The organism is Gottschalkia purinilytica, assembly GCF_001190785.1.
Classification (GTDB): Bacteria; Bacillota; Clostridia; order Tissierellales; family Gottschalkiaceae; genus Gottschalkia_A; species Gottschalkia_A purinilytica.
Genome location: NZ_LGSS01000002.1, coordinates 267,564 through 280,185 on the forward strand (window position 1 = coordinate 267,564; position 12,622 = coordinate 280,185).

The window sequence follows — 12,622 nt, forward strand, 5'->3', positions numbered from 1 at the left end:
CCCCCTACCTTATACTTCCTATTCTTCTGATTCTTGCATCTACTTTTACATTTATATCTACTTTTGGAAATATGCTATCCCAATCATCTCTTATACTTTCCCATAAATCCGGTTCAAATTTACTTAGATGTTCTCCTATTCCTATGAGATCTATATTAAGGTCTCCTTGTAACTTATTTATTGTAAAATCAATTTCTCTTTTTATTCTTTTTTCTGCCGATTTTTCTATCTCCTTTATTATCTTACTATTCATAAGCTCTGGCTTTTCATCTTGTAGATATTGCTGTATTCCCCCACTTGTAGCTATCATTATATCCATTGATATTTTATCATCTTCTATTTTTGCCTTTCTTCTGACTCTTATATTGTCTACAATATATGGTATATCTACTTCTTTATAAGGCACATCAAAAATATCAGCTTGAGATCTTTCTTTTAAAAATGCAACTGATCTAGTCTCTTTTTCTCCTAACCATCCTATAAATCTATAGTCCTTTATTGCTGCACTTCCTGCTACCTTTATTTCATCTTTAGTTGCTGTAACTCTAGGTATTAAAGCTGTTTTATATTGTTCTAAAGATGTAGCTACTTCGTCTAAAGTTTGGGGTACATATATTGACATCACATTTTTTTTATAAGCTAGTCTCCATAAATACTCACCTACCTTAGGGATCATTTTAGGATTAGTACTCAATATGTCATAAGCATCTCCTTGTGCTACGAATAAATTTAATTTACGAGTTAACTGATTATTTCTTAATAATCCATCTAAAAGCTCCCTTAGATAAATTGGATCTTTCACCAAATTACTTCCAAATACTGTAATTTTGCAATGTTTATAATAAGGATCAGTGCTCATCTTATTTGCAAATTGAACACTTGCCTCATAAGGATTTTGAGCTTCAGTTTTAAATACAAAGTTAGCCTCCTCTGGGTGTTCACTACCTGTTTGCACTGTTTTAAGATTAGGCATAGAGTAGCTAATTGCATATCTATTAACATATGGATTTTTTAGTTCGCTAGCTTCTTCTCCCTTATGTTGTTTAGCTAAATCCATTCCCATAATAATTACATAGTCACGTTCATTTATTTCTATTCTGTCCCAACATCCTGTTAATAAAATAGATATCATAGTAATTAATGCTACAATTCTAAGTCTTTTACTCACTACTCTTTACCTCCTTTCTATTCTTATATAAATATATAAAGAATAGTAAAATAGGTATTATAACTGTTGTAACTATTTCTATTCTATTAAGTATTAATAATCTAAATTTAATTATCTGATCATAATTTTGTGGTATACTAGCTATTATATAAGCAATAACGATACAAGGTATTACAAATGCTTTTGAGTCTTTGCTCTTAAACATCTTACTTAAAATTACAGATCCACCAAATAAAAAAGTTGTTAATGAAGAGAATATAAGTAATATCCAAATAGCCATCATTATGCCATCTAAGTTTTCAATAAATGCATTTGGTATATCTATACTAATCATAGCAGCCATAGTTGGTACTAATTGACGACTAAGCATTGCTACTCCTTGCTTTCCTAGTATTATTACATAAGTTGATATATAAAATACTGTAACTATTAACATTGCAAAAACATTATATTTTAATAATCCCTTTTTATCATTTTTTATATATACAGTAAATAGAAATATAAGTTCAAATCCTGAAAAATTCACTGGCATTTCTTTTAAGGATGTCATTAAATCCTTAAAAGAAAATCTAAACGCGGGTAAATAATTCATAAAATTTATTTGTGTTATTAAGACAATTCCTATAAATAAAGTAGGTATGATAATTACCATGGTAATTATCATATACATTCGCCCCATAGATTCTATCCCACTTCTAGCCAAATGTGCTATAGCTATAATCATTATTACTCCTACAATTTGTGGTGGGGTCCGTGGTAATAAAAATATTCTTACAACCTCTATAAGAGACCTTAATGCAGCACCAGTTTTCACTGTGAACGCTATGAAATATAAGATACATATAATCTTTAATATGAAAGCAGGAACTAGCTCTTTTCCAAATTCAACTATTGTTTCATCAGAGTATTTTAATGCTATTTTAGTTACCATTACAGTAAGAATCATACTTATTAATCCAGCTATTAATAGAGTTATCCAACCACTTGTCTTCATTGTACTTGCTAATACATTTGGAAAGGTAAGAATTTCTATACCTATCACAGCATTTAAAATTATAATCATATTTTGAGTTTTATTTATTCTATTATTTTCATGCATCATGATATATCCACCATCACATCTTATATTTTATTCATCACTAGGAGGCTGTAAGTCTTCATCTTTAAGTTTTCCATAGTGAGGTCTATACCTCATTCTAGGTAATGGAACTCTTATGAATGTATCTTTAAGATCATCATTAAACTTTCCTAAAACTGATATTGGAGAAGTATAAGGAATTCCAAAGCTTGAAAGATTACACAAGTGAGTTCCCATCACAATCAGTCCTATCATTATTCCATAAAAACCAAAGCTTGCTGCAAGTACCATAAATGCAAAAGTTAATATTCTAGTAGCTATAGAAAAAGTATAGTTTGGTAATGCAAATGAAGCTATGGTGGTAATAGCTACTATGATAACCATGAGAGGACTCACTATACCTGCTTCAACAGCTGCCTGACCAATAACAAGACCACCAACTACTCCTATTGTAGTACCTATAGGTCCTGATATACGAGTTCCAGATTCTCTTAAAAATTCTATTGTAAACTGCATCATAAATGCCTCTATGAAGGATGGAAAAGGTACATTAAGTCTAGTAGCTGCTATATATAGTGCTAAATCTGATGGAAGTATTCCTGGATGAAAAGATGTTATCGCTATATATAAAGCAGGTGTTAAAATAGAAATAAATGCTGCTGCATATCTTATGATTCTCATAAGAGCCGCAAGTGGCCATCTTTCATAATAGTCTTCTGAAGATTCAAAAAAAGTTGTAAATACTGCTGGTGCTATCAATGCAAAAGGAGTATTATCTACAAGTATCCCGACTCTTCCTTCATATATAGCTGCTGCTACGGCGTCTGGTCTTTCTGTACTTTCCAATTGTGGAAATAATGAATAGTTACTGTCCTCTATAAATTCTTCTATATAAGCACTATCTAATACTGCATCAATATCAATCTTTTCTATTCTAGATCTAACTTCTTCTAATACTTCTTTATCAATTATATCTTCAATATAAAGTAATGCTATATCTGTTTTAGATCGTCTTCCTACCTTCATGTATTTTACTTTTAACTTTGTATCTTTTATTCTTCTTCTAACAGAGCTTATACTAATCTTCAAAGTTTCATTAAATCCATCTCTAGGTCCTCTTACTAATGCTTCTGATTCTGGCTCATCTATTCCTCTCATATGCCAGCCTCTAGACCCTACTATTATAGCCTTTTTATAACCATCTATAAGAAGTACTGTGTCTCCTGACAACATAGCATCTATACATTCTGTTAAGAAGTCTACTTCTTCCATTTCTGAAGCAGATAAATTTCCTTCTTTTATAAGCTTATACAGTCCTTTTTTTATGTTCTCAGGTTCTCTTCCCCTTGCTTCTTGCATTAAAGCTTTTGTAATATTTTGTGTTATTAAGGCCTTATCTATAAGACCATCTACATAAGCTATAGCCAGTCTGCTACTTTGATCTGTTCCTACTAAAAATTCTTTATAAACAATATCATCACAGTCTTTGAATTCTTCCTTCAATATGTCTAGATTCTTATCTATATTTTTTGAAATAGGGATCCTATTATCGTCATAATTATTATTATCATCATTGTTATTTTTTTTTCCTTTTCTACCAAATATTAATCTCCTTAAAAGACTCATACTCTTCCTCCTTAAAAGATCCTAACACCTATAAAAGCAACTACTCCTACTACAATACACAAAATGTCTAATACCTTTACGATCTTCCACACTCTCTCTTCACCTTTTAGCTTTAACCATCTTCCATCTACTATTAGCCCGTATACTCCTGCGAGAATAACAAAAACAAAAAAGTATGCATCAAATATATATCTTAGAGTTTGTATGTCCACAACCATCATCCCCCTAGTTATTTTTCAGTTATTACATATTAAAAAAGTTATACATTTTCATTTATTAATCTTTACCAATTTGAACAATGTTATACAAAAAAATAGTGACCATATTAATATGGTCACTAAATATATTTTAATTACATTTGGCTTTCTGTTTTCTTCTTTGCTAGGTAGTCTCCTATACTATATATATGATCCTGAGAAGCCTCCTTAGCTTCCTCTGACTCTCTTTCTTTTATTGCATTTTTTATTTTTTCATGTTCTTTCATAAGCTCTACCCCATTATCATATTCAGTAAAATAAATTACTCTAAATCTTTGAACATGATCTCTAAGTCCCTCTACTATGCTTGTAAGTTTTTCATTTTTAGCTGATCTTAATATAACATCATGAAATTCTGTATCTTTATCAATCATTCCTTCTGTATCTTTAGCTTTAACACAGTCAATAAATTCTTGAGATTTTTTTTCAAGTATTTCAATTTCTTCTTCTGTCATTCTTTCTGCAGCTAATGAAGCTGCTAATCCTTCTAGTAAAGCTCTTATCTCTAATACATCTAAAACATCTTTTAATGATACATCTGCTACATATGCTCCTTTTCTAGGAATCATTACAAGTAGCCCCTCTAACTCTAACTTTCTTATAGCCTCCCTCACTGGAGTTCTACTAACTCCTAGTGTTTCTGCAAGTTGAACCTCCATAACTCTTTCTCCAGGCTTTAATTTGCCATTTAATATAGCTTCTCTTAATGTTTCAAAAACTATATCTCTAAGCGGCCTGTACTCTTCTATATTTATCTTTTCTATATCTTTCAACACAATTTCTCCCCTCCTAAATAGTTTTGGATGTAATGACTGTGTTTACTTTTTTGTTTAACTTTTCCTTACATTTTTCTAGATCATTTTCATTTTCAAATATTCCAAATACTGTAGAACCACTGCCACTCATTATACTGCCTATAGCTCCATTTTCTATCATGTCTTTTTTTATTTCATTAATTATAGGATAGTCTTTTATCGTTACTGATTCCAATACATTTACCATGTTTTTTGCCAAATAATTTGTATCTTCTTTTTCTATACTCTCTATAAGTTTACTGGTATCTGGACGAATTTTAATATTTTTAAGATCTAATGAGTTATATACATAAGCTGTTGATACCTCTATTCCTGGATTTGCTAGTAGTATCAGTTTATTTGAAAAACTTTTAAGCTTTGTAAGTTTTTCTCCTATTCCTTCTGCTAGTGCAGTTCCTCCCATAATACAATAAGGAACATCTGCTCCTATTTTTACTCCAATGTCCATTAGTTCTCTTTCTGTAAGTCCAAGATTCCAAAGTTCATTTAATCCTTTTAATACTGCCGCTGCATCTGTACTTCCACCTGCAAGTCCTGCCGATATAGGTATATTTTTATTTATATTTATTCTTACACCTTTTTTTATATTAAATTCATTAGACAGTGTATACCATACTTTGTATACTACGTTTGACGAATCTATAGGTAATTTTTCATTATCTGTCACTATTTCTATATTTTTATCTGTTTCTTCTATAGTTAGTGTATCTTTTAAGTCTATTTGTTGCATTATCATCTTAAGCTCATGGTATCCATCTTCTCTTCTTTTAATTACATCTAACGAGAGATTTATTTTCGCATATGCATTCATAGTAATGATTCCCATTTGTCTATCTCTCCTATTGTAAATTTAATCCTTTAGTATAGTATAATATATTTTGTCCATAATATAAAAATTATTTTAGCAAATCTAAGCAATTTAAATAAAAAATAACCCTTTTAAGGCTATTTTAATAAACCATTCTAATGTTAACATTTATAAAAATAAAAAATCTTCTTTGACATATTATATATTAATCAAAGAAGATTTTCATTTACTTAATTTGCTTTATTTAATTAGTACCCAAACATCTGACTGTCCTGGAGTATTTCCTTGTGTCCAATACTTGGCTTGATAAGTGTGACCATTATAAGTTACTTTATCTCCTCCGTTATATGGTTTATTTTTACTCCACTCTACTACAGTGTCACTTAATAACTTCCATACATCAGATTCTGATGGATTATTCCCTTGTGTCCAATACTTAGCCTCATATTCAAGTCCATTATAAATGACTCTTTCTCCACCAAGATACACTTTATTAGGATCCCACTGAGGTAAGTCATTACTAACTTTCTCTTTTGTCTTTACAGTTATAGGTTCACTAGTAGCATAGTTTCCAGCCTCATCGAATGCCTTTACTGTATATATATAGGATATATTTGGTGTTAACCCTGTATCTGTATATGTAAGGCTAGTTGTTGTACCTATCTTTTCATCATTACGATATATTTCATATCCTTTAACGCCAATATTATCTGTAGATAGATTCCATTGTAATGTAATAGAATTTTCAGTTTCAGATATAGACTTTATTTGTGTTGGAGCTGTTGGAGCTTGATTGTCTTTATCTTGTTCTCCATCTTCTCCATTCATTATTTCATCAACATTTGAGTCTGTTAACTGCCAAATAGGCTTTGTTAATTGAGGTAAGTTTTTTATCTGCCCCTTTGTCTCTGTAGTAGGATATAGTCCCCACTTTTCAAAAAACGGTGTTAGATTATAATTAGCAGTTTTAGATGCTGTAACTATAAAAGTTTGTATTTTCTCAGCATCAGTTCCTGGTAATTTTGATTGTGGCATTTCACGATACGTACGTTGTATTGTTGGATAAAAATCATCACCAAATCCTAAATGAAGTTGCCAAAACATCACTAGCTTTAAAAATAAATCATCATTACTGTTAAAATCTCTAGATGGTTGTTGTAAATATTTAAATGCTTTATCATATACTTTTTCTTCTTCTAGTCTAGTTTGGTTTCCAAAATGTTTTTGAATTGCTAATGAATATATATTGTTTGTAACTTCACCTGTACCTCCCCACATCCAAGCTCTCTGTTGATATGTATGTCCAAGTTCATGCCAAGGTCCCCATCCATCATGTTTAAATTGATATGAATTTAATATCTTATCTACAGCTGCCGAAGCATATGCAGTGTGATTATACCATGCATACATCCAATATCCTTCTTCACTAGTTTCTCTAAAGTGGTATCTATATGTTGTAGGTTTATGTCTATAATCTTTATCGTTTTTATCCAAACCTGTTAATTTATTAGCATGCTCTATCGCTTCATCAAAATACTGTAACAACTTTTCAGGGTTATCAACATGTCTAGATTGTTTTATTCCTGCAGTGATAATTGCATGTTTTGAAACTAGTTCAATAACTGGTACGTCACCATATGTACTTAGCATATTCTTCCAATCACTTAATGTATTCTTTCCTAAAACAAAGTAAGGGATTTTTTGTCCTCCTTCAATTGTTACTGTTGGAGGTATATTAGTTTTCTCACTTTCATTTATAAGATAAACAATACCACCTTCTGGCACTGAAATTTCATTTTTTCCTAGCGATAGTTGAATTCCGCTTTTATTACCGTCTTGATATTTTTTAAGAACAGGATCAGAAATTACAACCCTTGGATATACTATTTGATCTGTAGAGCTTAAATGAATAGTTATAGGCTCATTTGGCTTCTTATAAATACCTGTCGATAAGTATTTACTTGGTCCCATTTGATATCTTTTAGTTGCAATATCTTGATCGAGATTTCCATTTTGTTCTAATGTAATAGTTGTTATATTTTCCTTTGTACTTGTTGTATAATTATCGTTTTGAACTACTACCGGACTAGCATAGGCCATATATTCTGAAACAGGTGTAAGTATTAATCCCGATGATAGTACAAAAGCACAAGCTCTTTTTAGCTTCATTTCGATGTGATCCTCCCTATATTATGGTTTTATATACTTTTATAGATCGATCTTGATTACGATTTTACAACAGAGTTCGATAGCCTACAAGCAAATAATTCCATAATATACAAAAAAGGTATTTATTCCTACAAATATTTCCCTTATAGAACTATAGGTTTAATATTCTTTCTAATACAAAAGCATTATAAGTAATAAAAAAGTATGCTATTTGTCTTAGCATACTTTAGTTTTTTAAATTTATTTTTTTGTTAAAATTTAAAATTCACTTGTTTCTCTATTATAATTTTTTCTCCTGGCATTATATTATCAGGACTCACAATGTCATTGGTTTTAACTATTTCTTCAACTGTAGTGTTATATCTTTTTGCTATATCCCATATAGTATCAGATTTTTGAACTATATATATTGTAATACTTGGTCTTTTACTCTTATCTATTAACTCTTCTGTTTCTAATGCTTCTGTAACTATATCTATGTTTTTAACTCTATTGATAGAAACAACATTTTTTATAGTAGCTTCTACTTCTACCTCACTATTATTAGTTTTCTTATAGTTTATATTTGATAACAGATTGTCAACTTCTAGCTCTAAATTACTCGTAGAGTCTTCTATATCTATATATGTTCTAAATGGTATCTCCTGTTTCTTACTTCTTAATCCACCATCTGATTGAGATAAATATAGTAGATCTACTTCGAGTAATCCTTCTACTATGGCCTTTCCTTCTATCACTTTATGATCACTTATTACTGGTCTTCCATTTATATTGCATACATTTTTAATTGCTTCTTTATCTTGAGATACATCTATTACTCCTTTAATTTGTTCTTCAGAAGTGCTATGACTTATATTTTCAGTTACAAATATTTTTTGTTTTTTAATATCGAACTTTTTAACAGTAGAATAAGTATCTACTGTAACTTCTTTTTCTGTTTGAGTATAAACTTTAGCTTCTATTTTAACAGTTGATTCTATATCAATTATTCTTGGTCTTTGTTCTAAATCTTCTCTTATATCATAGTTTATCCTACTTGATTGGAGTTTCAGTATACAATCCATATCATTTAAGGCACCTGGAACCTCTACAAAATGAGTAAACGGTAACTCCTGAGTTATGTAACTTATTTTATTGTCTTCATCATCTGCAAAGTACATAATAAAGCACTCTACTACACCAGCAACTATTATTTTTCCTTCAACTACTTTCGCTTCTTTTTCGTAAACTTTTGTATCTATTCTAAGTATATCTAAAATATCTGGCTTATCCTCATGTAACTCAAATGCCTCTTTTACTATAGTTAGTGCTGTATTAGATCCTATTACATCATTATACTTAATCGTTTCTTTAAGTATTTGTAAATCTTCACTACCTTTTATGTCTTTAACTATATCTATTTTATTATCTGATATTATTTTACTTGATATATTAAGTACCGTTTTAATTCCAACTTTATAGTCTGTTAAAGGCACAAATTCTATATGTTCAATATCTACTCTTACATCTGTAATTGCATTATCTACAACTTCATCCATTACTATTTCTTCTCTAAAATCAGTACTTGCATCTAAGCTATGTACAGATTGATCCTCTTCTTCTGCATTATAAAGAATTTTAAAGTTAACTAATCCGCTCACTAAAATTTTATCTTGAAGCACTTTTGTACTTGTAACTTCAACACTCCCATCTACCGTTAATAATTCACTTATCTTAGGCTTAGATTGCGGAACAGATATTTCCCCTTCCACTAAAGATTGAACTTTTTCTTTTCCTATTAGTTGGTCTATTTTTAACTGGTCTTTAATAAGCTCAACTGCCATTTTACTCCCTCCTCTTATATCAAAAAAGCTTGGTGTTGGATTCTTTATAGGTTCTTATGTAAAATGATATGCTTAGGTGTCCTAAAAAATTACTTTTAAATAACAAAAAATCCACAATTCATACTATTTTAATAATATGAGTCATGGATTATATTTATGATTTCATTTTATTTTACTTTATTGATATCGCAAGTTCTCTTAATATCTTACAAGCTACCGCTGTTGATACTCCACTTGGATCATAGTGTGGAGAGAGTTCTACTAAGTCTGCTCCTACTATATTCAGTTTTTTTATTTTAAGTAAAATATCTATTATATCTTTAAAGAATATTCCTCCTGGTTCAGGAGTTCCTGTTCCAGGCATAACTGAAGGATCTAGTACATCTATATCTATAGTTATATATACAGGTTTATCACCTATAGTTTGTATCGCCTCATCTAGTCTATCATAAGTAAACTTAGTTAATATTGTATGCTCTTTTGCCCATTCAAATTCATATCTTTCTCCTGATCTTATTCCATACTGATATATTTTTTTATCTCCAACTAACTCCCATATTCTTTTCATTACCGTAGCATGTGATAGTTTTTCATCAAATAGTGTCTCTCTCAAATCAGTATGTGCGTCAAAATGTAGTACATATATATCTTTATACTTTTCATAAATTGCCTTTACCGCTGGATAAGTTACTAGATGTTCTCCACCTATCATAAGTGGTATCTTACCATCATTAATTATAATTCTACTAAAATCTTCTATTACATCCAGCACTTTTTGAGTATTTCCTAAGGGTAATTCTAAGTCTCCTACATCACATATCTTTTTATCTATTAAGTCTTCATCATGATATGGACTGTAAGTTTCAAGTCCATAGGATTCATTTCTCATAATTGTAGGAGCAAATCTTGCTCCAGGTCTGAATGATGTCGTTCCATCAAAAGGTGCTCCAAACATAATTATGTCTGATTCTTCATACTCACTATCAAAGCCTATAAACGTGTGAACATTCTTATTTTTTTGCACTGTCTATCATCTCCCTAACATAAGTAGGTAGTGCAAATGCTCCAACATGTAAGTTTGTATTATAATACTTAGTTTTTAAGCCTAAGCTTTCCCATACTTCAGGCTTAAAGTCTTTTATAGGATGTAATACTTTTGATGCAAATCCAAATAACCAGTGTCCTGAAGGATAAGTAGGAATATTATATTGATACACTTCTGATATAGGAAATATTTTTGACAATTTTCCTGTTGATCTTATCATAGCTTTAGCATCTTTTTCATAATAAGGACTCTCATTTTGATTTACTAATATTCCATTTTCAGTTAATGCATTATAGCAGTTCTTATAAAACTCTGTTGTAAATAATCCTTCTCCAGGTCCTATAGGATCTGTGGAGTCCACTATTATAAGATCATATTCTTTTTCTTTATTCTCTACAAACTTTATACCATCATCAATGTGTAGATTAACTCTCTTGTCATCTAATTTTGATGCTGTAAGTGGTATAAATTTTTTCGATACTTCAACTACTAAAGAATCTATTTCCACCATGTCTATATGTTCTATATCTTTATATCTTGTAAGTTCTCTTACAGTACCACCGTCTCCTCCACCTATTACTAGTACTCTTTTTATATTTGGATTTGTAGCCATAGCAACATGAGTTATCATATCATGATATATAAACTCATCCTTTTCTGTAATCATTACAAGACCATCTATTGTTAAAACTTTTCCAAACTCATAAGTATCCAGTACATCTACTTTTTGAAAATCACTTTGACCTGAGAATAAATGCTCTTTTACTTTCATTGAAAATCTAGCATTGTTTGTATGTTCTTCTGTATACCATAACTCCATTTGCTTCTCCGTCGTGTAAAACTTACAAAACTTTATAATCTATTATAAAAGTTTATGTTTACTTCCTTGTTCATTGTGTCCGATTTTGCTGATAGCTACTTTCGTTTGGTCCGACACTCCAAAGGCCTAAACTCGGATATAGTTTACCCTACATATTAACATTATCTTTTAAGTAATATATGTTAATATAACGGATTATACCTCCTTTTTTATTTATTTGACCTATTTTTATAGAATTATATTGCTTTAGCTTTAAAATTATCTATCTCTAAATTTTCCTCAGATGAAAATCTTTTTATCTTATCTACCATTCCTCTAGGAACTTCTAATGTTTCAGTTCTATCTGCTCCTAGCTTATTTTTTAAATGTTCAAATGCAATCCATGGGTCTACTTCTTCTCCACATGTAAATAAATCTACAGCTGCATATCCGTATTCAGGCCATGTATGAATAGTCAGGTGAGATTCTTGTATTACAACTACGCCACTGACTCCCCAAGGATTAAATAAGTGAAATACACTTTTTACTATAGTTGCTTTAGCTTTTTCAGCAGCTTGATTCATATACTCTTCTATCAGTCCGTGGTCATTTAAAATTTCCTTATCACAGTTGTAAAACTCTACTAGTATATGTCTCCCTAATTGTTCTATTTTCATAACTTACAGCCCCTTTCCACTTTATTCCATTTTGCAAAAGTAATCTTTTACTATATATTTTGTTTATATTTACTAAACATTTTAGCAAAAAAAATTTGATTAGCTTTATTAAACTTTAAGTTTACACCTAATAAATATACTACATTTTTTTGAAATGTCAATAACTTTTCTGAATTTTATTTATTAATTATGTCCTAGGGTTATACATAGTTTGACCACAATTAAGCATTTTTACTAAACTTCAAGTTAAGTTATATATTACTTTATGTTTTTTATGCTTTTTAATAAATTAATTATTATAATCATCATTTTTTTATCTTATGGCTTTTATTTCAATCAAAAATATATAAAAATAGC

11 protein-coding genes are annotated in these 12,622 nt (G+C 30.0%); all 11 read right to left on the reverse strand.

What is annotated here, in order from left to right; translation table 11 throughout:
- Positions 1-4: 4 nt before the first annotated feature.
- The 11 genes from CLPU_RS03005 to speD all read right to left on the reverse strand — a co-directional run bounded on the left by CLPU_RS03005 (position 5) and on the right by speD (position 12,265).
- A complete protein-coding gene (locus tag CLPU_RS03005; protein WP_050354160.1) occupies positions 5-1,168 on the reverse strand; it encodes a Ger(x)C family spore germination protein in 1,164 nt (387 codons plus the stop codon).
- Complete coding sequence (locus CLPU_RS03010; protein ID WP_050354161.1) at positions 1,161-2,270, reverse strand: GerAB/ArcD/ProY family transporter; 1,110 nt, start codon at positions 2,268-2,270, stop codon at positions 1,161-1,163. The genes CLPU_RS03005 and CLPU_RS03010 overlap by 8 nt, the downstream gene beginning before the upstream one ends.
- A gap of 27 nt (positions 2,271-2,297) precedes the next feature.
- Positions 2,298-3,872 (reverse strand): spore germination protein, encoded by a 1,575-nt coding sequence (locus tag CLPU_RS03015; protein WP_050354162.1) that lies wholly within the window; start codon positions 3,870-3,872, stop codon positions 2,298-2,300.
- 11 nt (positions 3,873-3,883) lie between these two features.
- Positions 3,884-4,084, reverse strand: coding sequence for a CLC_0170 family protein (locus CLPU_RS03020; protein WP_050354163.1), 201 nt, complete (start codon positions 4,082-4,084; stop codon positions 3,884-3,886).
- A 140-nt stretch (positions 4,085-4,224) separates the two neighbouring features.
- Complete coding sequence (locus tag CLPU_RS03025; protein ID WP_235436091.1) at positions 4,225-4,905, reverse strand: GntR family transcriptional regulator; 681 nt, start codon at positions 4,903-4,905, stop codon at positions 4,225-4,227.
- 13 nt (positions 4,906-4,918) lie between these two features.
- The gene (gene ispE, locus CLPU_RS03030) at positions 4,919-5,770 is read right to left on the reverse strand and encodes a 4-(cytidine 5'-diphospho)-2-C-methyl-D-erythritol kinase (protein ID WP_200898459.1); all 852 of its coding nucleotides are present in this window, start codon (positions 5,768-5,770) and stop codon (positions 4,919-4,921) included.
- Between the two features lie 222 nt (positions 5,771-5,992).
- Positions 5,993-7,921 carry a M60 family metallopeptidase gene (locus tag CLPU_RS03035; protein ID WP_050354164.1) on the reverse strand — a complete coding sequence of 643 codons (1,929 nt, stop codon included), beginning with the start codon at positions 7,919-7,921 and terminating at the stop codon, positions 5,993-5,995.
- A 251-nt stretch (positions 7,922-8,172) separates the two neighbouring features.
- On the reverse strand, positions 8,173-9,744 hold the full coding sequence (locus CLPU_RS03040) for a DUF3794 and LysM peptidoglycan-binding domain-containing protein (RefSeq protein ID WP_050354165.1): 1,572 nt from the start codon (positions 9,742-9,744) through the stop codon (positions 8,173-8,175).
- A gap of 172 nt (positions 9,745-9,916) precedes the next feature.
- Entirely contained in the window at positions 9,917-10,768 is an 852-nt protein-coding gene (gene speB / locus CLPU_RS03045) for an agmatinase (protein WP_050354166.1), read from the reverse strand.
- Positions 10,755-11,609 carry a polyamine aminopropyltransferase gene (gene speE / locus CLPU_RS03050; protein ID WP_050354167.1) on the reverse strand — a complete coding sequence of 285 codons (855 nt, stop codon included), beginning with the start codon at positions 11,607-11,609 and terminating at the stop codon, positions 10,755-10,757. Before speE ends, speB begins: the two co-directional genes overlap by 14 nt.
- A 236-nt stretch (positions 11,610-11,845) precedes the next feature.
- Positions 11,846-12,265 carry an adenosylmethionine decarboxylase gene (speD, locus tag CLPU_RS03055; protein ID WP_050354168.1) on the reverse strand — a complete coding sequence of 140 codons (420 nt, stop codon included), beginning with the start codon at positions 12,263-12,265 and terminating at the stop codon, positions 11,846-11,848.
- Positions 12,266-12,622: the final 357 nt, after the last annotated feature.